At 38.2% G+C, this 25,076-nt stretch carries 20 protein-coding genes and 1 pseudogene; 9 read left to right on the forward strand and 12 right to left on the reverse strand.

Annotated features, from left to right (window positions below):
• The 3 genes and pseudogenes from V757_RS18910 to V757_RS18920 all read right to left on the reverse strand — a co-directional run.
• A pseudogene (locus V757_RS18910) lies at nt 1–1,067 on the reverse strand (branched-chain amino acid ABC transporter permease); the annotation flags it as partial.
• Between the two features lie 3 nt (nt 1,068–1,070).
• On the reverse strand, nt 1,071–2,111 hold the full coding sequence (locus tag V757_RS18915) for a branched-chain amino acid ABC transporter permease (RefSeq protein WP_023950092.1): 1,041 nt from the start codon (nt 2,109–2,111) through the stop codon (nt 1,071–1,073).
• A gap of 79 nt (nt 2,112–2,190) precedes the next feature.
• Entirely contained in the window at nt 2,191–3,366 is a 1,176-nt protein-coding gene (locus tag V757_RS18920; protein WP_023950093.1) for an ABC transporter substrate-binding protein, read from the reverse strand.
• A 263-nt stretch (nt 3,367–3,629) separates the two neighbouring features.
• Between V757_RS18920 and V757_RS18925 the strand changes: the two genes are divergently transcribed.
• The 3 genes from V757_RS18925 to V757_RS18930 are packed head-to-tail and all read left to right on the forward strand — an operon-like array spanning nt 3,630 to nt 5,018.
• Nucleotides 3,630–4,187, forward strand: coding sequence for a septation protein A (locus V757_RS18925; protein ID WP_023950094.1), 558 nt, complete (start codon nt 3,630–3,632; stop codon nt 4,185–4,187).
• A 49-nt stretch (nt 4,188–4,236) separates the two neighbouring features.
• Complete coding sequence (locus V757_RS0113655) at nt 4,237–4,443, forward strand: hypothetical protein (RefSeq protein ID WP_031274282.1); 207 nt, start codon at nt 4,237–4,239, stop codon at nt 4,441–4,443.
• 11 nt (nt 4,444–4,454) lie between these two features.
• Nucleotides 4,455–5,018, forward strand: coding sequence for a peptidylprolyl isomerase (locus V757_RS18930; RefSeq protein ID WP_052019258.1), 564 nt, complete (start codon nt 4,455–4,457; stop codon nt 5,016–5,018).
• Here V757_RS18930 and ligA read toward each other — a convergent pair.
• From ligA to smc, 3 genes are read right to left on the reverse strand one after another with little or no spacing between them, the layout of a single operon-like run.
• Nucleotides 5,015–7,042 (reverse strand): NAD-dependent DNA ligase LigA, encoded by a 2,028-nt coding sequence (ligA, locus tag V757_RS18935; protein ID WP_023950095.1) that lies wholly within the window; start codon nt 7,040–7,042, stop codon nt 5,015–5,017. The two genes, V757_RS18930 and ligA, sit on opposite strands and share 4 nt — an antisense overlap.
• Nucleotides 7,043–7,048: 6 nt before the next feature.
• Nucleotides 7,049–8,089: a cell division protein ZipA C-terminal FtsZ-binding domain-containing protein gene (locus V757_RS18940; protein ID WP_023950096.1), complete on the reverse strand. Its 1,041-nt coding sequence runs from the start codon at nt 8,087–8,089 to the stop codon at nt 7,049–7,051.
• An 18-nt stretch (nt 8,090–8,107) separates the two neighbouring features.
• Nucleotides 8,108–11,635, reverse strand: coding sequence for a chromosome segregation protein SMC (gene smc / locus V757_RS18945; protein ID WP_023950097.1), 3,528 nt, complete (start codon nt 11,633–11,635; stop codon nt 8,108–8,110).
• 185 nt (nt 11,636–11,820) lie between these two features.
• Between smc and lplT the strand changes: the two genes are divergently transcribed.
• Entirely contained in the window at nt 11,821–13,128 is a 1,308-nt protein-coding gene (gene lplT / locus V757_RS18950) for a lysophospholipid transporter LplT (RefSeq protein WP_023950098.1), read from the forward strand.
• Between the two features lie 166 nt (nt 13,129–13,294).
• On the opposite strand, the gene V757_RS18955 is transcribed toward lplT, so the two are convergent.
• Nucleotides 13,295–14,257 carry a uracil-DNA glycosylase gene (locus V757_RS18955; protein ID WP_081710647.1) on the reverse strand — a complete coding sequence of 321 codons (963 nt, stop codon included), beginning with the start codon at nt 14,255–14,257 and terminating at the stop codon, nt 13,295–13,297.
• 3 nt (nt 14,258–14,260) lie between these two features.
• On the reverse strand, nt 14,261–15,562 hold the full coding sequence (locus V757_RS18960) for a bifunctional tRNA (adenosine(37)-N6)-threonylcarbamoyltransferase complex dimerization subunit type 1 TsaB/ribosomal protein alanine acetyltransferase RimI (protein WP_023950100.1): 1,302 nt from the start codon (nt 15,560–15,562) through the stop codon (nt 14,261–14,263).
• Nucleotides 15,563–15,934: 372 nt separating this feature from the next.
• Here V757_RS18960 and ompR point away from each other — a divergent pair, with 372 nt between their 5' ends.
• From ompR to V757_RS18980, 4 genes are all read left to right on the forward strand, one after another.
• The gene (gene ompR / locus V757_RS18965) at nt 15,935–16,684 is read left to right on the forward strand and encodes an osmolarity response regulator transcription factor OmpR (protein ID WP_023950101.1); all 750 of its coding nucleotides are present in this window, start codon (nt 15,935–15,937) and stop codon (nt 16,682–16,684) included.
• Between the two features lie 2 nt (nt 16,685–16,686).
• Complete coding sequence (locus tag V757_RS18970; RefSeq protein WP_023950102.1) at nt 16,687–18,099, forward strand: ATP-binding protein; 1,413 nt, start codon at nt 16,687–16,689, stop codon at nt 18,097–18,099.
• A 67-nt stretch (nt 18,100–18,166) separates the two neighbouring features.
• On the forward strand, nt 18,167–18,715 hold the full coding sequence (locus V757_RS18975; RefSeq protein WP_023950103.1) for a peroxiredoxin: 549 nt from the start codon (nt 18,167–18,169) through the stop codon (nt 18,713–18,715).
• A 98-nt stretch (nt 18,716–18,813) separates the two neighbouring features.
• Nucleotides 18,814–19,332, forward strand: coding sequence for a carboxymuconolactone decarboxylase family protein (locus V757_RS18980; protein WP_023950104.1), 519 nt, complete (start codon nt 18,814–18,816; stop codon nt 19,330–19,332).
• Nucleotides 19,333–19,411: 79 nt separating this feature from the next.
• Here V757_RS18980 and V757_RS18985 read toward each other — a convergent pair whose 3' ends face one another.
• The 4 genes from V757_RS18985 to V757_RS29755 are packed head-to-tail and all read right to left on the reverse strand — an operon-like array spanning nt 19,412 to nt 21,385.
• The gene (locus V757_RS18985; protein WP_023950105.1) at nt 19,412–20,209 is read right to left on the reverse strand and encodes a glycosyltransferase family 2 protein; all 798 of its coding nucleotides are present in this window, start codon (nt 20,207–20,209) and stop codon (nt 19,412–19,414) included.
• A gap of 6 nt (nt 20,210–20,215) precedes the next feature.
• Entirely contained in the window at nt 20,216–20,692 is a 477-nt protein-coding gene (gene ispF, locus V757_RS0113665) for a 2-C-methyl-D-erythritol 2,4-cyclodiphosphate synthase (RefSeq protein ID WP_143000575.1), read from the reverse strand.
• Nucleotides 20,689–20,976 carry an IspD/TarI family cytidylyltransferase gene (locus V757_RS29750; protein ID WP_315970370.1) on the reverse strand — a complete coding sequence of 96 codons (288 nt, stop codon included), beginning with the start codon at nt 20,974–20,976 and terminating at the stop codon, nt 20,689–20,691. Before V757_RS29750 ends, ispF begins: the two co-directional genes overlap by 4 nt.
• Nucleotides 20,954–21,385, reverse strand: a complete 432-nt coding sequence (locus tag V757_RS29755) for a 2-C-methyl-D-erythritol 4-phosphate cytidylyltransferase (RefSeq protein WP_315970371.1) — start codon at nt 21,383–21,385, stop codon at nt 20,954–20,956. Before V757_RS29755 ends, V757_RS29750 begins: the two co-directional genes overlap by 23 nt.
• 148 nt (nt 21,386–21,533) lie before the next feature.
• On the opposite strand from V757_RS29755, the gene mfd reads away from it, so the two are divergent.
• Nucleotides 21,534–25,016 (forward strand): transcription-repair coupling factor, encoded by a 3,483-nt coding sequence (gene mfd, locus V757_RS18995; RefSeq protein WP_052019260.1) that lies wholly within the window; start codon nt 21,534–21,536, stop codon nt 25,014–25,016.
• The last annotated feature ends 60 nt before the right edge of the window (nt 25,017–25,076 follow it).

The following is a 25,076-nucleotide window of genomic DNA, read 5'->3' on the forward strand; positions in this document are numbered from 1 at the left end:
TCAKTTTMTYWACATTCAAGTATACCACATCTCCTTTTTCAGGACGTTGGGCGTTGCGTTAACGCTGGTGCTTGCTCATTAAAACGTAAATTAGTATTGACTGACGCGGTTTTATCACCAAAGATTTTATTCACACCACGAGCCAAGATTGGCCATAAACCATCTCGAGCATGATGCAAAATCAGCACCATCATAATTCCAAAAATAACAATTTCAACATTAACCTTTTCATCAAAGAAATAAGGTGTATATGCCTGAATTTGATCACGTAAAATAATAACTAGCGCAGCTCCTAAAATAGCTCCCCAGATACTAACAGAACCTCCAATAACGGCCATAAATAGATATTCAATGCCATAATTCAATCCAAATGTACTAGGGCTCACAGCACGTTGTTCATGTGCATATAACCAACCAGCAATACTTGCCAATAGGGCAGCATAAACGAAAGAAATCATTTTATAGTGTTGCGTATTAACACCGAATGACTCTGCCATTGACGCCCCACTTTTTAATGACCGAATCGCTCGACCAGTACGTGAATTCAACAAGTTCAAACTTAAACAAATAGCAATCAGAACTACAATCCAAATAAGATAATAAATAGAGCGTGCTTTTAATAATGAGTAGCCAAATACCTCTATGGAGACAATACCAGGAATACCGTCATGACGGCCTAAAAAGTCCATATTACCAAATAAGTAAAAGAATATTAGTCCAAGTGCAATCGTACCTAATGGTAAAAAATGACCTGATAATCGCAATGTAATTTGTCCCAATACATAAGCCACTACAAAAGCGATACATAGCCCCGCCAACAATCCTATCCAAGGTGAATAACCAAGGATAGTGCTTAAATAAGCAGTTGCATAAGCCCCCATCCCAACAAAGGCAGCTTGACCAAACGAAGTCATCCCCGCCACACCTGTCAAGATGACTAATCCCACCACGACCAAAGAAGCAATACCGATAGTATTTAACTGATTAATCCAGAACTCCGGCGTAGCTGGTATCAATGGAATAATGGCTAATAGTGCAATAAAAATCCCTATAACTAGTCGTTGCATCACTTACTCCTCCTCGTCATGATGAGTAATAGACAATGAACGCACTAACAGCACTGGCAATATTAATGTAAACACAATCACTTCTTTATAATCTGATGCCCAAAATGTACTAAAGGCCTCAATGATACCAACACCTATCGCACCCACAGCAGCAATTGGATAGCTTACCAATCCCCCAATAATTGCACCAACAAAACCTTTTAATCCAATCATAAAGCCTGTTTCATAAGTAATTTGAATAAATGAAACAAGCATAATCCCAGCCAAAACACCGACAAAAGCTGTTAACCAAAATGTCAGATGCCCAGACAAAGAGGTACTAATTCCTAATAGCCGAGCACCTCGACGATTTACAGCCGTTGCCCTTAATGCCTTACCTATCAGCGTAAAACCAAATAGTGCCCATAGGCCAAAAATTGTCACTAATGCCATACCAATAACAAATAAACTTTGATAACGCCAAGTGAGCCCTAAAAAGTCCACTTCACCATCAAAGAATGGCTCTGATACTAACCATCCCTCGGCACCAAACAACACCAAACCTGTTCCCACAAAGGCAAAATGTAAAGCAATGGAAATAATCAATAAAGTCAATACACTCGCTTCGGCCACTGGCTCATACACTAAACGATATACCATAGGACCGAGAGGGACGACAATAATTAAGGTCAATAACGCCTTAATCCATAAGTTAGGCTCTTGCGCTAGGATAAGCGGCGTCACATACATGATAAGTAACGGGAGAGCCACAAAAAACAAAAAGCTTTGCCATAGTTTTAAACCATGCTTACCTTTGAAGTAAAAATAAAGCTCTTTGATAAAAATAATTCCCCCCATTATCGGTAATAAATAAATCGTTTGGGGGACTTGATTACTTGCCATCATGGCAAATGATAAAGCACCAAAGGAAACAAACTCGCCTTGGGCAATAAAAATAATTCGGGTTACTGCAAATACTAACACTAGTGCAACTGCCATCAACGCATAAATGACACCAGTGACCAGACCGTCTTGTATTAAGATTTTTGCTATCGACCAATCCATGGGTTTCTCAAATAAAATAACAATCTTAGGCACTATATGGCGTCATAAGCACCTAAGATTGTTTAATCACATCAAAAAATTATTTCAATAAGTCAGGCTGGTAAATCCATTTACCGTCTTTTACTTTTACTATTACACGAGCTCTTTCATCCAAGCCTGCATGATCCTTATCTGACATATTAAAGATACCATGAGCGCCTTTGACGTTTTTAATTTGCTCTAAAGCATCACGTACAGCGGCACGGAATTCTGGTGTTCCAGGTTTTAAACCAGCCTTGATTGCATTAGGTACTGCGGCATTAATTAAAGCAGCAGCATCCCACATATGACCACCAAATACATTCACTGATTCAGCACCAAATTTATCACCATATAATTTTGTATATTCTAAACCAACATCTTTAACTGGGTGAGAATCCTCTAATTGTGCCGCTACCATCATTGGACCTACAGGAAGAATAACATCTTCACACGCTTTAGCACACACACGTAAAAAATCATTATTAGCAGAGCCATGAGTATGGAACACTTGGCCTTTGAAGCCACGTTGTTTTAATTCACGTTGTGGTAAAGCGCCGGGTGTACCAGCAGTGGCTACTAGCACAGCATCTGGTTTAGCCGCAATAATTTTCATTACTTGGCCAGTTACACTCGTATCGGTACGAGCAAAACTCTCAGAGGCTACGATTTTAATATCTGTGCCTTGTAGGGCGGCTGTCATTTCTTTTAACCAACCCTGTCCATAAGCATCAGCAAAACCAATGATACCTAATGTTTTTATACCTAATTTAAGCATAGACGCTTTAAGCGCAGCTGCCATTAAGCTATCGTTTTGAGCCGTCTTGAAAGCCCATTTTCTAGCACCTTCTAAAGGTGTAACCACTACAGCATTACCATTCAAGCTAATTAAAGGAACTTTTGTTTCTGCGGCTACATCTACTAACCCTAAAGAAGCGGCTGTAACAGTACTACCTACCATAATATCGATATTGTTTTCGGAGATAAGTTTACGCATATTACGTACTGCATTTGCTGTATCTGTCGCATCATCTAGCACAACATAGTTAATCGTGACGTCACCGTCTAATTTCTTAGCCACAACATCCACTGTATTTTTTTCTGGAATACCTAAAGATGCTGCTGGACCCGTTGCGGACACAGAAACGCCCACATTAACTGTCTGCTGAGCATATACTGCACTCACCAAAGCCATCATTGATACGGCACTAAAGGCACGTAATGTAAATTTTTTCATACTTATACTCCGATACTATAGGTAAATTAAGTAACAATAGTTTGAATTTAAAAAATGCTTAGTTATAACTATAGCTATTTTTTTCATCTGTTGCTAATAGTGAAACTACTAGGAAAAAATAATGACAATCTTTTTATAATAACAACAATTTATAAACAAGACGGTCAAACATATTCTGAAACAACTATACCAACCTTTCAAACGGCAGTACATACTTTTTGTTTATAATGGTAAATTATTAATATAAAAAGCTATTTGTTCCTATGAAAAAACTGTTATTTGATTTTTTACCCCTTGTGCTATTTTTTATCGCCTTAAAAGTAGGCGATATCTATCTCGCCACATGGGTAGCCATAGGAGCAGCTATTGCACAGATTATTTGGTTAAAGCTTACCAATAAAAATATTGAAGGCTCAACATGGTTAAGTCTATTTATTATTGTCATCTTTGGAGGAGCTACTATTTATCTAAAAGATGAGACTTTTATCAAATGGAAGCCAACCGTTCTTTATTGGTTATTTGGACTAATTCTTGATTTTGGTAAATTACTATTCAATAAGAATTATATTCAAACACTGATGAAATCACAGATTACTATGCCAGAGATTGCATGGACAAAAATGAATTACAGTTGGGCTATTTTTTTCATCATAGTTGGCTTACTCAATCTTTATGTCGCTTTTTCAGGCCACTTTACTACTGATCAATGGGGAACCTTTAAAGTATTTGGCACAACAATTTTATTAATCATATTTGCCGTTGGTCAATCACTGTGGTTAAACAAATATATGCAAATACCTGATAGTTCCCAAAAAGGATAATGCTTAAAAACGCCATAAAATCTAGTGTTTAGCCAGTAAGGATAGTTATATGAACAAAATTTTTTTAGTGATTGCATTATGTTTAAGTAATTCTGTATTTGCTCAAAATGTTGCTACCATTAATGGCAATCCTATCACCAAAGATGAATTAGATAGCACCTTAAAATCCTTGCGCTTAAAAAATGCTAGTGCCGAACAACGTCAAGCAGTCCTTAATGAGTTGATTAGTAGAGATGTTCTTGTTCTAAGAGGCTAAAAAACAAGGAATTGACAAAAAAGAATCCATTAAAATGGCGATTGAAACCGCTCGCAAAGAGATTCTCATCAATAGTCTCTTGCAAGACTGGAGCGAAGAAAAACAAAATCACGGCTGATGACATCAAAAAAGCCTATGATGAAACCATCAAATCACAAGAAGGCAAGAAAGAATATAAAGTCAGACATATCTTAGTGAAAGATGAAGCTAAAGCACTAGAGCTTAGTGAGAATATCAAAGCAAACAAAATAAGTTTTGAAGATGCTGCTATCAAAGAATCCATAGACCAAGGATCCGCTAAAAAAGGCGGCGACCTAGGATGGGCTAACCCTGAAATGTTCTTACCTGAATTTGGTCAGGCTATTCAAATGGCTCACAAGGGAGAGATGACCGCTCCGGTAAAATCTCAATACGGTTATCATCTTATTATTGTGGATGATTTACGTCCAATAGCGTTACCTTCTTTACAAGAAGCCACACCTGAAATTCAACGTATTCTAACGCAAAAGAAAATGCTGGAATATGTCGAAAAATTACGTAGTAAAACAAAAATCGTTATTTCCGATGAAAATTAATGTTGTGCCAATAACCCTCTAAGCTCAGCTTCATCAATAACCTTGATACCTAGGGTTTGTGCTTTTTCTAATTTAGAACCTGCATCACTACCAGCTACAACATAATCCGTTTTCTTTGAAACAGAGCCACTCACTTTACCCCCTGCTTGGATAATATACTGAGACGCCTCTTCACGCTTCCATGTGGGTAATGTTCCGGTAATGACAAACGTTTTCCCTACTATCGCATCATTGGTATTACTTGCCAACTGCACATCTTGTACAGTTAACCCTGCTTCAAACAAGGCAGCTATAACATCTTTATTATGCTGTTCGGCAAAAAACTTAGCAATTGATGCAGCCACTATAGGACCCACATCATTAACAGCTAGTAAGTCGTCCATACTAGCACTAGCTAAATTATCCAATCGCTTAAAGGCATTGGCTAAATCTCGAGCAGTAGATTCTCCAACATGTCGAATACCCAAAGAGTAAATTAATCGTTCAAGGCTAGTATGCTTACTTTTCTCAATCGCTGCAATTAAATTCTCTGCCGATTTTCTCCCCATTCTTTCCAAGAGAATTAGCTTTTCAACAGATAATTTATAAACATCAGCAATAGAATGAATACAATCAGTATCAACCAACTGTTCAACCAATTTTTCACCTAGACCATCAATATTCAACGCTTTTCGGCTGACAGCATGGATAATGCTTTGTTTACGCTGTGCTTCACAAAATAGCCCGCCAGAACAACGCGATACAGACTCATCTGGTAAACGCTCAACGGCTGAACCACAAACAGGGCAATGCGTAACCATCACAAATGGTTGAACAAAAATAGGGCGATACTCTGGTAATGAACGTACTACCTCAGGAATTACATCCCCTGCACGCCTCACAATAACAGTATCACCTATCCATACATCTTTTCGTTTGATTTCATCTTCATTATGCAATGTTGCATTGGTAATGGTAACACCACCTACAAAAACCGGTCGAAGACGTGCCACAGGTGTTAATGCACCTGTTCTACCTACCTGAATATCAATACTTTCAACAATAGTTTGAGCTTCTTCAGCAGGAAATTTATGTGCAACAGCAAATCGTGGCGCACGTGACACAAAACCCAACGTCTGCTGTTGCAACAAACTATTTACCTTATACACTACACCATCAATATCAAAAGGCAATGTGTTACGTGTTTGTGCAATATGCTCAAAAAACTGGTATAGACCTTCGCTACCCTTAACAACTCGTCTTTCTTTGGCAACAACAAAACCAAGACTAGCTAAATAATCTAATCTTTCGGATTGTGTCTGACCTATATCAAGATCTCCTTTAATTTCACCCCAGCCATATGCAAAAAAACGCAATGGCCTTTTAGCAGTTAATCGTGGATCTAACTGGCGTAAACTACCTGCAGCGGCATTACGAGGATTAACAAAGGTCTTTTCTCCCAATGATAATTGCCGTTGATTTAACATTAAAAAATCTTGGCGATTCATTAATATTTCACCACGTACTTCCAACACATCTGGAGAGACATTATTTAAGACTAAAGGCACTGATTTCATGGTTCGTACATTAGCTGTCACATCCTCGCCCACAAAACCATCACCACGAGTCGCCGCATGAATTAATTTACCCTTCTCATAACGTAAACTAATCGCTAATCCATCAAATTTTAACTCGCAGTTATATTCAACCTCTTGAGCATTGCCTAATAAACCAGCATCAACCAAGCCATCACGTACTCTTTTGTCAAAACTATTTAATTCTTCACGTGAAAAAACATTACCTAGCGAAAGCATTGCTTGTGCATGCTTGATTTGAGCAAATTCACTTAAAGGTGCGCCACCTACCCTTTGTGTAGGTGAATCAGGTGTAACTAATTCTGGATGAGCCTTCTCTAACTCAATTAATTGACGCATCAATGCATCATACTCAAAATCAGAGATAGTAGGCTCATCTTTTACATAATAGGCATAATCATGGCGACGAATTTCTTGTCGCAATTGTTCCAGTTGAAATTGAATATCCATGCTTAATTAGCTAAATAATCGCATTGCTCTTTCTGAACCAGCTGCAAAACCTTTTCTTTCTAAATCAGCATATACTTCAGCTAATTGTTTATCCATCACTTCAATCACAGGATTGTTTGGCGTTAATGGTTGCCCCTGATCATCAACCACTTCAGCATTTAAGGCTTTTGCTAATTCAAAAGCCGCTTTACTTAGTCTAGTAAATGGTTGATCGACTGGTTGACTATTTGGTACGTCAATCAATAATTCTACAAAATCTACGCCTGCAGAACGCACTTCTGAACTTAACTCACCACCTAACAGCAATAAGAATAAAGGCTTACCATTTTCATGTAAACGCACATGACCCGCACCATATTCTACATAACCTAGACGGTGTGCAATTGCTAAAATAGCTTTAACTGGTTGTGCACCTTCTAAACGTAATCGCATCCCTACTTGAGCTTCAGAACTACCACACAACTCATCTAAATCAACTGCACGACGTAATGTTTCTTCTTTATTAGCAAGCTCAATTGTTCCATCAAACGCTTGTGCAATATTGTCTGCAAAGACCACTGCCCTATCCCATTCTTCAAGACGAAGAGGACCACTACGGTTAGCTAATAAAATAGCCATTTGCAATGAGCTATAAATCTCGTTGGGTTGTAAACGTACACGATTATAGCCGTCTGATGTTTCTGCGAAATAACGGATAGGCTTTTGACCCGTAACTTTTAAGGGCTGCAGATGGCTAATTAACTGAGAACCTAAGACAGGCGTGTGAAAACGGATATCAAACACTGCCTCACATAATGGGTCAGGCGACTCATCATCATGTGTTTGCGACGCTGAGGTAACAGTCATATTATCAACATTAAATACAGGCTCATCATATTCAGTTGGATTAATAGCATGAATACCCTGCATCAGAGCGTCATGCTCATTTGTCGGAAATTGCTCTTTTATGCGCTCTTGAGCTTTTTTCTCTTGCCACCAGTTATAGCCTATAACACCTAAAATTGCTAATAACCCTAATACTACAATACTAATCTGCAGACTTGACATATCATTCCTAAATACTAATTACGCATCACCCATTAGTTTAACAGCAGAATCAATATCTACTGCAACAATTCGTGAAACCCCTTGTTCTTGCATAGTAACACCAACCAATTGTTTTGCCATTTGCATAGCAATTTTATTATGAGAAATAAATAAAAACTGTGTTTGATCACTCATACTTGAAACTAAATTTGCATATCGCTCTGTATTTGCATCATCTAATGGTGCATCTACCTCATCTAGCAAACAGAAAGGTGCAGGGTTTAGTTTAAATAGTGCAAATACTAATGCTGTCGCTGTTAATGCTTTTTCACCACCAGATAACAAATGAATAGTACTATTACGTTTTCCTGGCGGTTGTGCCATTACCTGTACCCCAGCATCTAATATTTCATCCCCTGTCATTCTCAGTTTTGCTTCCCCTCCTCCAAATAGACGAGGGAACATTTCACCAAAATGAGCATTCACTTGGTTAAAGGTGTCTTGTAACAATTCTCGTGTTTCTTTATCAATTTTACGTATCGCTTCTTCTAATGTATGAATAGCTTCTCGTAAATCATTATGTTGCTCATCCAAGAATGTTTTACGCTGACGTGCTTCATTAAGCTCATCCAAAGCAGCTAAATTGACAGCACCTAACGCATCAATTTGTCGCGTAATTCGTTGAACTTCTGATTGTAACCAAGTTACTTTTTGCCAATTATCATCTAATTCTTTCAATTCTGCTCGTAAAGTATCACGATCAACTTCTTGAATATTTAACTGTTCTGAGAATTGCTCTACCGCTAAACGTGCTGCCTGCTCTTCCAGTTGCAATTGCATAATTTTAGCGCGGAAAGGATCTAAAGACTGTTCAATTTTTAGACGTCTCTCATCACTTTCACGTAAACTTGCCGCCAAATTATCTAAATTAACTCGCGCATCATTAAGTAAGGCACTTTTTTCTGCCTGAATAACTAATGCATCTTGCAACCCAGAACGAGTCGCCTCTTCATCAAATTCAAACAATTCAGCTTCTAAGTTTTCTAATTCAAATTTAGCTTGATCTGTCTGGCTTTTTGACAAATCTCGGTTACGCCTTAATTCCTCTTGGCGAGATTTTAAACTTCTTTGGCTAAATTCAATTTCTTGTATTTGACGCTCAGATTCTCTAATTTTGTTTCTTAAGGCGTCTGTTTTAGCCGAGATATCCTCTCCTTGCAACTGAACTTCAGCGTATTTTTCTTGCTCTTGAGCCAAGGTTGTGTCTAGCGCTTCAAACTTTTCTTCACACTCAAGCAAAATAGCATTTAACTCCTCTGTCTGAGTATGAATATCTTCTAAATCTTGAGAGAGTCGTTTTGCTAATGTAGTAGATTGATCTACACGACTTTGCATCTGTGTATACGCTAATTGAATATCATGCACAGAACGCGTCAATGTAGCGACTTGTTGCCTAGCCGGAACCAAGGACTGATTCACTTGTTGATAGGTTTGTTCAGATCGCAAAGAGGCATCAAAAGATTGATCAGCCTTTAATTGAGCCGCACGGATTTCTTTTTGAAGATTCTCAATTTCTTGCTGACGAGCTAGCATGCCTGCTTGTTCAGACTCTGCTGCATAAAAATATACGCCATAGGCGTCTACCATATGCCCCTCTTTAACCACAAAATGACAACCATCTTTCAGTTGTGAACGCATTTTTAGGGCTGTTGATAAATCATTCGCAATATAGACCCCATCTAACCATTGATTGAGCAATAATTTAAGATCAGTATCATTCACTTTAATCAATGATGCTAAATTCGTCCAATTTGTCGAAAAATTAACCGTCTGAATTGAGCCATTCTTACTATAAAACGCTAAGCGTGCTGGAGGTGAATCAGTAGCAAAACCGGCTACCATATCCAAATTATGAACTTGCAAAGCCGTCATTTTTTCACGCAAAACAGCTTCCAAAGCCGTTTCCCATCCTGACTCAATATGAATGGCTTGCCATAATCGATTAAATCCAGTCAGCTCATATTTTTTAAGCCATGGTTCTAAAGTACCTTTGGACTGCACATCCTCTTGAAGAGCAACCAAAGCATTTAATCGTGCCTCTAATTTGGCTAAATGTTGTGCCTCTTCTTGTGCATGTTGCTGCATACTGGCACGCTGTTCATCTGCGCTTTGTAACGCCGCTTCAGTTTCAATTAATTTTTCCTGTGCAATCGCTAAGTTTTCTTGGGCGATTTCTCGCTCCGATTCTAACTCTTCTAATTTGTCATGTTCAGGTACATCTAAACTACGTTTTTCTTGTTCTAAACGCTCTTTACGAACATCTAATGCTTGCAATTGACGACTTACATCTTGTTGTTGTTGTCCAATAAGGGCTAAATTTTGTTCAATACCAGTCAAGGCAAAACGCATCGCTTCTCTTTCTTTATTCGCTATCTTTACCTCATCCTCTAAGGTAGGCAAGGAAGCACGCAGTTCATCTTCTTGATATTTTGCCTCTTCAAGACGCTCTACACCAACGGCTAACTCCTCTTCTATTTGTGTAATTTGCTCATCACAGTGATTATATTGGTCTTGCCATTCCTGAATTTTGGCATTCAATTGAGTCTTACGTGAGCCTAAGCGATTTCGTGAATCCACTACATGCCGTATTTCTGTTTCTAGACGACTAACTTGGGTATTCGCTTCATAAAAATGTGTTTGCGCTTGATGCACCAAATCACTCGCCTGATAATGAGCCTGCCTGCGGGACTCTACTTCACTTTCAATAGCTCTTAACTCTGCCATTGATCCCTCAAGCTCTGTTTGTGCCGCTTCAATTTCTAAGGCTTTACGTTGCTGATCCTGTTTGGCATTTTCCTCTCGGTTTAACCAAAGAGCAAATTGCTTTTTCTCTCCTTCTTGCTGCAACTGTCGGTAGCGTCCTGCTACTTCTGCCTGTGACTCTAATTTTTCTAATTGTTTTTCAAGCTCGGTCTGAATATCCTCTACACGTAATAAATTTTCATGTGTATCTGCTAAGCGATTTTCTGTTTCGCGACGACGTTCTTTATAACGAGACACACCAGCTGCCTCTTCTAAATACACCCTTAACTCTTCTGGCTTTGCCTCAATCAGACGATTAATCATGCCTTGCCCGATAATAGCGTAACCTCTGGCACCTAACCCAGTACCCAAAAAGATATCATGAACATCTCGACGACGGACTTGTTGATTATTAATAAAATAACTGCTTGTTCCGTCTCGAGTAAGCACACGCCTTACAGCAATTTCAGAATAAACACTCCATTGCCCAACCGCTCTTCCTTCAGAGTTATCAAATACTAATTCAACTGCAGCCCTACCGGCAGGTTTACGATTTCCAGACCCATTAAAAATAACGTCTTGCATGGACTCACCACGCAACTCGGACGCTTTGGTCTCTCCTAATACCCAGCGTACAGCATCTATAATATTCGATTTACCACAACCATTAGGTCCCACAACACCAACTAACTGACTAGGGACAGGAATGACTGTAGAATCCACAAAGGATTTAAAACCAGATAATTTAATTTGAGTTAAACGCACAACAAACCATTAAAATAAGTAGCAAATTTCAGATAAAAGTGATTTATATCTCACTAGAGGAACCGAAAACAATATAATAACCTAGCTAAAGGAAGAATAAGTCAATAAAAGACCCTCCCTTAAAACAATTTACATTCATTTTTTTACGTTACTCATTAACATACAAAAACAACAGTGGGGAAGTTTTGAAAAAAGGTTTTTTTACAGTAATGATCGCACAGGCATTATCATCTCTTGCAGATAATGCTTTATTTATTGCGGCAATCGCATTGATTCATCAACTTTCCGGACCTGCTTGGTTAGACTCTGCTCTCAAATGGGCATTTGCCGCCTCTTACGTCGCACTGGCTGCTTTTGTAGGCGCTTTTGCTGATACCTTCCCAAAAGGTAAGGTAATGTTCTTTACCAATTCTATCAAAATTCTTGGCTGTATGTTGATGTTTGTTTCTGGGCATTTAGCCAATCAAGACCCAGCATTACAAACATTTATTATTTGTTTAGCCTATGCTCTAGTAGGTATTGGTGCTGCCGCCTATTCTCCGGCAAAATATGGCATTGTAACTGAATTACTGCCACCCAAAGATTTAGTCAAAGGCAATAGCTGGATTGAAGGTCTCACCGTATTATCTATTATTTTTGGATTTGTCTTAGGGGGATTTTTGATCAAAGACCAAGTTGTAGATTGGTTTTTACAATTCCCTGCTTTCCAACCCTTTAAAGATACGCCTGCTGAAATTGCCATTATTATCATTGGTTTTATTTATATTGCAGCAGCAGTGACAAATTTACTCATCCCTAAAACAAATTTTATTTATCCGAAACAGCCTAAAAACCCCATTATCTTATTAGGTTCTTTTGCTAACTATGTTAAAGTCCTATGGCAAGATAAGGTAGGACAAATCTCACTAGCAGTTACCACTCTATTTTGGGGAGCTGGCGCTGTCATTCAATTAGTTGTTCTCAAATGGGGAACAGACCATTTAGGGCTAGATGTCTCTGCTTCGGCTAATTTAATGGGTGTCGCTGCAATAGGTACCATTATCGGCGCTGTTCTTGCCGGCAAAGTTCCTTTAGATAAAGCGATTTCCGTTCTCCCTATAGGTGTAGTTATGGGATTTGCCGTCATGTTGATGGTGCTTGTAAAACAAACATGGGCTGTTTATGGTGTCTTAATTCTTATTGGAGGTCTTTCTGGCTTCTTTGTCGTACCCATGAATGCCTTATTACAACATCGTGGTCATGTATTACTCTCAGCAGGTCACTCAATTGCCGTACAAAACTTTAATGAACAGTTAAATATTCTGTTCATGGTGCTAGTCTATGGTTTTATGGTGAGTTTAGGATTACACATTAATACCATTATTATTTTATTTGGTCTCTTAGTAGCAGTATTGATGTACTTACTTATCTTGTTATGCAAATACAATCAACGCAAATATCCTCAAGCATTTGATGAAATTGGAGAGTCTTGCCACGGTAAAGCGACTCATTAACTCACTAATATCGCCCTTCCCTAACCATATCAATAAATAAAAAAAGCTATTTCTATATCCAATAGAAATAGCTTTTTTCTTGGATAGCCCTAACGGTATTATTGTTGACAGTCTAAGACAACGACTTGTTAGCGATATCGCTGATTCATGTTAATAATATAACTTATTAAACTAATGCATAAAACTGATGCAAATCTTGCCAAATATCTTGTTTTAAACGCGCATTGCTTAACGCTAAACTTGGGTGACAACTAATAAAAACAGGGATGACCCTATTCTCTAACGGAAAGCTCCATTGCTGTTGCCGTAATGTTTCAATCGCTGTCTGTGGTTGATCTAAAAATGATTGTGCAGTTCTTGTACCTAGTAGCCAAATACAACTTGGTTGAACTAGCTGAATTTGTGCTTGTAAAAACGGAGCTAACTGTGTATAGCGTTCTGGGGCAACTTCATCTCGTGCATGATATTTTAATAAACTAGTAATAGTTACATTATGCTTATCTAAACCAATTGATTGAAGAATATTTACTAAGAGTTCACCACAAGCACCCGAAAATACTTGTTTCTCAAGAACATCATTGATACCTGGCATTTCCTCAATAATCATCAATTTGGAAGAATTATCTCCCAATTGACCAAAAAGAATATCTGCCTCACTAGCGACAACTTGCTTCTCTATATAAAAAGCACTTAACTCTGCTTGCAAAGCATCCCATGTTTTTGCATGAATTAATGGTGCTTGATAATCTTTTAATGCTTCATTTTCTTGAACTCTGCGGCGCGATTGTTGATGAATACGCTTTTGTAATGAAGACTGAATTTCACTTAACACTTTTGATTGTTCATTATGTTGCCGCCCAGATTTCGTCTGGTTTTCAGCAGATGCTCTTTTTATCAAAGGAACCGCACTTGTTTGCTCTAACGGCACTGAGTTATGATCAGCCTTATCATGAATAACACCAACTGCGCCCCCTTCCATTGCTTTATCTTTTGCTAAACCTGTAGTACTCGGTGTTACTACTTGAGCGCTTGTTGGTGTTAAGTTTTTTCCCCAAAGCATGGAAATACCAAGCTCTTGTATCCATAATGATTGCAAATGTGTAATGGGAACTTCAGGATTCATGGACATACCTTATCTTAACGTTTTTTGCAGTACTAAGGCATTTTCTTTTTGATTGGATGCCGTTGAATAATAATTTTTACGCATACCGATTTGTTCATACGCAAATTTTTGGTATAAACGCTGAGCATGCGTATTTGATTCCCTAACCTCTAATAATTGCACCTTGGGCATCGTATCTTGGTATTGTATATAAATTTCTAACCATTCTAATAATAGACTACCAATCCCTTTTTGTTGCAGAGTTGGTGCTACAGAAATAGTCATTAGATTCACTACTTCTGGGTCAACCAATTGAATAGCATAAGCTAAGAGTTCATCCTCTGAATTAATCAATGCCCAAAGTCTATAGTTTAGGTGCAAAAAACCCGCCATAAACATACCTTCAGTCCAAGGATTACCTTGTGTTTGATTTTCGATTGCTATCACGGCTGGCAAATCACTTCTTAATAACGGGCGAATCCAATAATTATTCTCTTTCAATTGCTCAACGAGTCTAAATAATCGTTGTTGTAATGGCGTAAATTCTGGTGGGGCTATTTTGGGATTACCCCCCATCCCAGCTTCCCTTTCCTCTGTCGTAAACGCCACTTTATCGCGCAAATAGAGAGGAGCAAGCTCAGTTAATGATAGCCCCCCCTGTGTTTTTAATTTTTTTGCACCTAACCTCACCAATGTATCGGCTGTTGCCCATTGTGCATTACCTTTTAACCAACGACCACCTATCTCCCATAAAAAACTGTCTGGATAAGCTTCCATAGCATTACCCGCTAAACAAATTTTAGTGGCTTCTGGTTTTTTTTGATAAAGCAAACACCATGCATCGAATTGTTGATTAATCCACTCCTGTACATCAGTCACCTGCATAAGTGTTGCAGAAACAATAGGATTTTCTTGAACTTGTTTTGCTTTAACATCATAAACAGCTAAATAGACCTCATGCATACGAGCATCTAAAGCAACTACCATAAAGCCATCATCAATATAAGGCAAAGATAATTCCGCAGTAGCCTCCAACGAAGAGACAGGGACAACTGGTATATCCAACCCTAACGCTAACCCTTGAGCTAAACCACAAGCCACTCTAAGACCTGTAAATCCTCCTGGCCCTTGGGAAAATACGATGCCATCAATAGACTGCCTATCTAAAGAAGCCTGTGCCAATAACTCATCTAACATAGGTAAAATTTGTTCTGAGTTATTTCTTTCTAGATCAGAAATACGCTGATATATGACATTTTTTTGATTATTATCAATCAACAAAGCGACACTAGCACTAGTATTAGCGTTATCAATTGCGATATAGTTTGTCATATTCTCTCATTACTTATTGCATATAAAGCTTTATTTTATTCAGATAGCACTGAACAAGAGCTTGGTTTTATGGTGCTTATCTGATGAATAGCAAAATTTATTAGGCTCAAAAAATAAGCACCTCTAATAATGATTTTCATTTATAGCAATAGCATAGTAGAATAAGCGAATTTTAAGCAAAATAGACTGCAATAGAGATATTTTACAAGCAAATTAACTAATTTAATCATTAATAGAACAAATAAATTTCAGATTTCAGACTATTACGATAATCTGATATTTAACTTTTAGGGATAGCAAATAAATTTTTTTTTTATGTAACATTGTATCAGTTACATATTTGATACTTTCAAAACTTTCGAAATATACATTATGCAAAATACTACAACTGTTCTACCTCGAAAACTTCTTGTAATTGATGATGACCCTCGTTTAAGAGATTTATTACGACGTTATTTATCAGAACAAGGATTTGCTGTTCAAATTGCAGAGGACGGCAAAGAAATGTTAAAAGCGACACAGCGTGAACATTTTGATCTTTATATTTTAGATGTTATGCTTCCCGGAGAAGACGGTCTCTCCATATGTCGTCGAATCCGTGGAGCTGGAGATACCACTCCTGTCATCATGCTAACTGCCAAATCCGAAGATATCGATCGAATTCTTGGCTTAGAGATGGGTGCTGATGATTATCTAACGAAACCTTTTAATCCTAGAGAATTATTAGCTCGTATCAATGCCGTTTTACGTCGTCAACAAATTGAAGAGCACCCTGGCGCACCTAGCCAAGAATCCGAAATTATTAATTTTGGCCCATATACTCTTAACTTATCCACAAGGACACTAACCAAAAGTGGAGAGCTTATTCCTATTACCACTGGTGAGTTTTCTGTTCTAAAAGTATTTGCCCGTAATCCTCGTGAACCTATGTCTCGAGATAAATTAATGGAATTAGCACGTGGTCGCGAATATGAAGCTTTTGACAGAAGTTTAGACGTACAAATCTCGCGCCTTCGTAAGTTATTAGAGCCGAACCCAGCAAAGCCAATGTATATCCAAACCGTCTGGGGGCTAGGTTATGTTTTTGTGCCTGATGCTGATGTTGGTATCACTCAAGCATAGCTATGTCCTCCAGATTTTGGTCTCATTCATTTCAAAAAATCGTCTATAAATTAAGGCTTGGTCTTTTCGGTCGAGCCTTTCTCATCCTATTCACAATTTTATTTGGAAGCATTTCTCTCTGGCTATTTTTTTTCCTACTTGCTCAACAAGAGCCAAGAGCAATCCAACTAGCCGAAAAAGCTGCCACCGTCTATCGCTTAACAGATCGAATTTTTCGCTCTTCCTCTCCAGAACGGATTCCTACGTTACTTGAGGAACTATTCACCATTAGTGATACCAAAGTCAATACTTATCATAAGCAAGATAACTATACTCCCTTACCTCCAATACAATTTTGGAATATTGTGGCATCTCATCTTAATAAAGATCTTGGTCTAAAAGACAATTTAGTACTAGCTTATGAGGTTAATGGTGAACAAGACTTATGGATAAAATTTCAGACGGAAAATGGGCTTAACTATTGGCTAAGAATTGACACCTCTCATTTTAAAACAGATTTGGCTGGTGAATGGCTCTATTGGACACTCCTTGCTGCCTTTTTATCACTTATTGGCTCTGCATTCATTGCCTTTTTTGTTCATACACCAATTAAACGAATTACTGAAGTTGTAAAAGACGTTAGTTATGGAAAAATACCTGACGAACTCCCCGAAGACAAAGGTCCAGCCGAACTACGTCTACTATATGGCGATCTCAACCGTATGGTGAGAGAATTGCAACAAGCAGAAAGCGATAGACAGTTAATGCTTGCTGGGATCTCTCATGATTTACGCACGCCATTAGCACGGATTCGTTTAGAAATAGAGCTAAATAAAGTAAGTGAGGAATCTAAACAAGCCATTGATGCAGATTTAGATCAGATTCATCAATTTATTAATCAAATTATTGACTATGCACGCCCTATTAATATTGAGAATATTTCTCCCATAAATGTGAGCGAGGCATTAAATCAAATATGCAGCATTGAGAAAGTCTATACCGAAGAACTAAAAGGACAATTTAGCTATCATATAGCAGATAATTTATTTGCTCGCATTTCTGAAATAAATCTAAAACGTATTGTTGGTAATATCATTGAAAATGCTCGACGTTACGGTCGAGATCATGATGGCAAACTAGATATTCAAGTAAAAGCTTTTAGTCGACATTTTATGTTATACATTGATATAAAAGATCAAGGTAAAGGCATTGATGCCAAAGATATAAAAAAGATTTTAAAACCATTCTGGCGAGGTAACCAAGCACGCACAGGTGTCAATGGCTCAGGTTTGGGCTTACCTATCTGTGAACGCTTATTATCTGCTGTTGGTGGGAAGTTACGTTTTTTGCAAAATAAGCCAAATGGGCTAATATGCAGGATAGAAATTCCCTTAACCATTAATAAAAATAATCAATTAGACAATCATTTACAATAGCTATAGAATATTAAACATCAACTAAGTCATAACGACTTTTTTTTAATTAACCGATAAAGGACTTAAGATGAAAACAGTTGGCGATAAATTAGAAGCATTTAAAGTAATTGGTGTTAAACCAGGCTTTAATAATCACGAAGAAAATGGTGTTTCAGCTTTTGAAGACATTACTGAGAGCTCATTCCCAGGCAAATGGAAAATCATTTATTTTTACCCTAAAGATTTCACATTCGTTTGCCCTACAGAAATCGTAGGGTTCAACAATCTTGCTAAAGATTTTGAAGATCGTGATGCTGTATTAATGGGTGGTTCAGTAGATAACGAGTTTTGTAAATTAGCATGGCGTCGTGATCACAAAGATTTAGATCGTTTAGGTCACTACCAATTCTCTGATACAACAGGTTCTTTAATTGACCAATTAGGTATCCGCGAAAAAAGTGCTGGTGTTGCTTTACGTGCAACTTTCATTGTTGACCCAGACAACGTTATCCAACACGTTTCTGTAAATAACTTAAACGTTGGTCGTAGCCCTGAAGAAGTTTTACGTATTCTAGATGGTTTACAAACTGACGAATTATGCCCTTGCAACCGTGCTGCAGGTGGTGAAACTCTATAATTAGCTTTATAGATAAACATATAGCTATGGACCCAGCTTGCTATATGCTGGGTCTTTTTGTATCTAATGTGAACTCAAACATCTAAGAGGTAGGTAAAATGGAATTTTTAACAGCAATCAAAAATGAAATCCCCGACTGGGCAAAAGACATTCGTTTGAATATTGATGGTACCATTGCTCGCTCTTCTTTAAAACCAGAAGATGCTATTGGTGTTGCGTTAGCAGCCGCTTACGCAGCTAAAAGTACATTTTTAGTGGAACAATTCAAACAAGGTCTCAGCCCAGAAGATATCAATGGTGTCTTAACAGCAGCCGCATTAATGGGTATGAATAATGCTTACTATCCCTTTACGGAAATGAGTGGGGATGAGCAATTACGCACACTACCCGCTAAATTGCGTATGAACGCTTATGCTAGCCATGGTGGTATCGAAAAAGCGCGTTTCGAAATTTTTGGTTTAGCGGCTTCTATTATTGGTAAGTGCCATTTCTGCGTAAAATCACATTACGATGGTGCAAAAGCTGCTGGCCTTACAGTTGAACAATTACAAGATGTCGGCCGTATTGCTTCTGTAGTAAATGCAACGGCACAAGTACTAGCAGCACAAGGTAAATAATTTACGGAACTTACGCTTACTTCGCTCGCTCATTTATTAGTTCGAGCGAAGTAATACTCCCTCAATGACCTATAATCTCTCAGGAATAAAACGGCATTATTCCTGCTGTTTCAACATTTAAGATAGATTTTAGTCCCAGCAAACGATTGACAATTTCTGCCGTCACCTCTTCAGCTTTTACCAAATCATTTTTGCTCACCCGTTGTTCTACCTGATTAAACAAAGCGGTATCTAATAAATACAAAGCATGCGCTTTAGGATGACAAAGGTGTTTAACTCCTGGCTCCTGTTCCCCAAAGAGTGTTCCGACAACACTACAGCGAGTGAATGCAATACCTAGAGCTCCATCTTCACCCCCAAGACGACGGAACAGTTCATGGTGAGGGAAACCTCCTGCAGCCATAAAAGCACTGCGTCGAAATACCATATTCCCCCCCACAGTCATTTCTAAAGTTTGCCAAGCTTTAGCAAAATTAGGATGTGTCTGATAATGTGTTGGCAAATTGATCGGATATAGTTTTAAACGAACTAAACTGATATAAGCATATTTCTGAAAAACCATGTATGCAGCACTTAAAGCTCCATAATCATATTCATCATCTGCATCTAAGAACGCTAGTATATCCGCATCACTTTGCATGGCTCCCCAGTTCCGTGCTTGTGCAACACCACTATTTTTAGGCATTGATAATAAACGCACCTGTGTATATTGATGAGCCAGTTTTTGCATGATCAATGAACTGTTATCTGTTGAACCATCATCCACAATAATAACGTGACGCACTTCTTTTTGCTGTAGTGCACTAGACACAGCTTGTGCCAAAGTCACCTCATCGTTATAACAAGGAATTACAACATCTAACGTTAATTTATTCATATTGCATCACTTACTCAAAAGCACAACAGCATTAGCCGCAATCCCCTCTTTTCTTCCTAAGTAGCCAAGCCCCTCATTTGTTTTTCCCTTGACATTGACACAATCCTTATCCAAACCTAAATCATCAGCAATATTCGCCACCATTAGCTCTGCATATGGCATAATCTTAGGTGCCTGTGCGTGAATCGTACAATCTACATTTATCACGCTCCACCCTATTTTTTGTACACGAGAATATGCCTCTCTCAATAATTTCCTACTATCTGCACCTTTGAATTGAGGGTCATTATCAGGAAATAATCGACCAATATCCCCTAAACTAGCTGCCCCCAAAAGCGCATCAGTAATAGCATGTAATAAAGCATCTGCATCAGAATGCCCTTGTAAACCATGCGTATGGGGAATTTTTACACCACCTAGAATTAAGTCTCTCCCCTCCACCAAAGCATGTACATCAAAACCTTGACCAACCCTTAATCTCATAAACACTTCTCCATTAACTCAAAATCACTCGGCCAAGTGACTTTGAGGTTTCGCCAATGACCTTGTACTAATAACACTGGATAACCCATAAACTCCATCGCACTTGCCTCATCAGTCACCTCAAACTGATTTTGTTTAACTTGCTGTAAGGCTTTTTGTAAAAGCTTAGCTCTAAACATCTGTGGTGTTTGTGCCAACCATAACCCACAACGCGGGATAGTTTTTTCAATGCTCGGAATATCTTCGCTTGTTCTCGCTTGTTTAACGGTATCTCCTACAGGCAAAGCTAAAATACCACCTTGTTTTTTTTTCTAAACATGTGCGAATAAGCTTATCTAATACGTCAAAAGGTAAACCAGGACGAGCCGCATCATGAACCAATACCCAATCGAGTTCAGTAATATCAAGTGCGTTTAGTGTATTTAATACCGTATCTGCCCTCATTTCACCGCCTGTCTTATGTACTGAGCATTGTTCAGGCAAATTTAATTGATTAATCCATGTATCAGAAGCAGAAACCCCAATGTGAATAGAATGCACCATTGGATGAGCTAATAAGGCATTCACACTATGCTCTAGCATCGTCTTATCGGCAATTTTGCGATATTGTTTGGGATAATGATTATTCTCTGTCTGTGCTCTAGACCCTATTCCTCCTGCAGGAATAAGCACTAAAATTCTTTGTTGTTGCATATATAGGTAAACTCTTAACGTCTTTGCTAAGTTATTGTAAAGTAAGCTCACTATTTAAGACAGTCTTTTTGAAAATACGATATATAAAGTCGATTGTTAAATACTGTCTAATCAGCGATATAATAAAACTTTTTCCTATTAAGTAATCATCGTGACTGTAGTTTCTTCCGTTTTAAACCAATCATTACAGCTTCCATCTACGCTCAAAGCAGGGCAAAAATATACTGTTGCAAAACCCACAGGATCTGGAGATGCTTTATGGTTAGTTCGACTCGCCAAATCATCTAAAAAATGCTTGGTAATTTTCTGTGCTGACCCATTAGAAGCACAACGTCTAACGGAAGAAATGCGACTATTTGATCAACAGTTAAATATTCATCTATTTCCCGACTGGGAAACCCTACCATACGATGCATTTTCTCCCCATCAAGACCTCATTTCAGAACGTCTACAAACCCTAAACAAACTCTCTCAACATAATGTCGATATTCTTGTGCTACCCGTGACAACCGCCTTATATCGATTATCTCCCCCTAGTTTTTTAGCTGCTTATTCTTTTTCCTTTAAAAAAGGTGAGATACTAAATGAACAAGCCCTTAAAGATCAACTGATATTGGCAAACTATACTCATGTTAGTCAGGTGAGTAGTTCAGGAGAATTCAGTGTTCGGGGGAGCATTATTGATTTATTCCCTATGGGATCTGCTCTTCCTTATCGTATCGACTTATTAGATGATGAAATCGACTCTATTCGCTCTTTTGATGTAGACACACAGCGCAGTATTTATACAGTAAACGAAGTGAACTTATTACCGGGACGAGAGTTCCCAATGGATCCCGAAGCGAGACAATATTTTAGGGCTCGCTTTAGAGAAACATTTGAGGGTGACCCATCACGTTCACTCCCCTATAGGGATGTTGGCAATGGGATTAATTTTGCGGGAATTGAATATTATTTACCACTATTTTTTGAACAAACAGCGACTATTTTTGATTACTTACCAGCCGATAGTCTAAGCGTTACGCTTGGTGATATCGAAAAAACCATTCAGGGGTTTCATGATGACACCCAAAAACGTTACCAATTCTTAAGTGCAGACAATGAACGTCCTGTTCTAAAACCAGAATTATTATTTTTAAGCAATGAGCAATTTTATTTAAATTTAAAGCAATTTATTCGCTTAACATTTGATGAAAAAAATCCTTCGGTAATTTCAGATCCTCCTACAGTGGCTGTTATACGACGTACTGATGAGCCTTTTCAACACTTAAAGACGCTAATCCATAGCGAGCAATATCAAATTCTTTTATGTGCAGACTCTGCCGGTAGACGAGAAACATTATTACAACTCTTACAAGAAAATGGTTTACGTCCTAATACCGTTGTATCGTCTATTGACGAGTTTTTTAATCAACCAAATCTATTTTCTTTGGTTGTTGCACCTCTTACCAAAGGCTTTAGTATTGAAGCGGCTAAGATCATCATTATCACTGAAAATGATTTATATCCAGAAAGTGCATCAGGCTCTCAACGCCGAAGAAAACAACAAGAAAAACATAGCGATGTTGACGCTATGGTACGCGACCTATCGGAGCTACAAATAGGTGATCCCATTGTCCATTTCCAACATGGTATTGGACGCTATCAGGGGTTCACTCATATGCAAATCAATGGTGATTTAGTTGAAATGTTGCAAATTGATTATGCTGGTGAAAGCAAGCTTTACGTTCCTGTTTCACAACTGCATGTCATTTCTCGTTATTCTGGCTCTGATCCAGAAACGGCCCCTTTACATAAATTAGGATCAGGTCAATGGGAAAAAGCACGAAAAAAAGCTGCCAAACAAGTAAGAGACACAGCGGCTGAACTATTGCATATCTACGCACAACGCGCGTTGCGTCATGGCTATAGCTTTAAACTAGACCTACAAGACTATGAACAATTTATTGAGGGTTTTGGTTTTGAAGAGACCCCTGATCAAGCACAAGCCATTAATGCGGTCATTCATGATATGACTAGCGATAAACCCATGGATCGGCTAGTCTGTGGTGATGTTGGTTTTGGTAAAACAGAAGTAGCATTACGTGCTGCATTCCTTTGTATCGCTAATGGTCAGCAAGTGGTTATGCTTTGCCCTACCACATTATTAGCCGAGCAACATGCACAAACATTCATTAATCGTTTTGCTGACTGGCCAGTGAAAATCGCAGAACTCTCCCGTTTTAGAACCAGCAAAGAAGTCACTACTACCCTCAAAGGCTTAGAAGATGGGACTGTTGATATGGTTATTGGTACACATAAAGTCCTTTCTAAAGAGATTAACTTTAAACGTTTAGGACTAGTCATTATTGATGAAGAACATCGCTTTGGAGTGCGACAAAAAGAAGCATTAAAAGCATTACGCTCTGAAGTGGATATATTAACGCTGACAGCAACACCTATTCCTCGAACCCTAAGTATGTCTCTGGAGGGAATTAGAGACTTCTCTGTGATAGCTACTGCACCTCAAAAACGTCTAGCCATTAAAACCTTTGTTCGTCGAGAAGATAACAGCACGATTCGAGAGGCGGTATTACGTGAATTGAAACGTGGTGGACAAGTATATTTTTTACATAATGAAGTCGATACTATTTACAATCGAAAAGCTCGTTTAGAAGAGCTTATTCCAGAGGCTCGTATTGGTGTGGCTCATGGACAAATGCACGAACGCGATCTAGAAATTGTGATGAAAGACTTCTATCACCAGCGCTGCAATATACTATTGTGTACCACCATTATTGAAACAGGTATTGATGTTCCTAGTGCCAATACTATTATTATTCATCGTGCGGATAAACTTGGGTTAGCTCAATTACATCAATTAAGAGGTCGTGTAGGACGATCTCATCATCAAGCCTATGCCTACTTACTCATTCCTGGTGAAGAAGCTATTTCTAATCAAGCGAAAAAACGCTTAGAAGCCATTCAATCTATGGAAGAATTAGGATCTGGTTTTTATCTTGCCATGCATGATTTAGAAATTCGAGGCACTGGAGAAGTTTTGGGTGACCAACAATCAGGCAATATCCAAGAGGTTGGATTTACCATGTATGCAGATATGTTAAATCGAGCGGTTAAGGCACTAAAAGAAGGAAAAGAGCCTGACTTAGAGTCACCCTTTGATTTAAGTACAGAAGTCAATTTACATACCTCTGCACTGCTACCTAACGACTATTGCCCTGATATCAATATGCGTTTATCTATCTATAAGCGTCTTTCTCATGCAGAAACAGAAGCCGATTTAATCACTATTCAAGAGGAATTAGTGGATCGGTTTGGTAAACTTCCTGAAGCCGCAATAATGCTAATGGCAACACATCGTCTCAGAATACTTGCTGAAAACGTTGGTATCCTCAAAATTGATATTAGCGAAGACTCTGCTCTCTTGGTATTTAATGCTAACGATAATAAAATTGATCCTGTTATGATTATTGAATTAATCCAACAAAATCGTCATGTCAAATTACAAGGACCTGATAAGCTAAGAATTGAATTAAAAAATATGAGTGATATTGCCCAACGAATTGACTCTATCAGGCAATTGAWTAAAAACACTATCACCTCAAAAGGTGTTAAGTCAACATTAAAATGACATAAAAAAACGTTACCCTACAGAAATAACTTAGTATAATTTTGCCTATGTCTGTTTTAA

Origin of the sequence: Pelistega indica, from assembly GCF_000506865.1 — a bacterium.
GTDB classification, from domain to species: domain Bacteria; phylum Pseudomonadota; class Gammaproteobacteria; order Burkholderiales; family Burkholderiaceae_B; genus Taylorella; species Taylorella indica.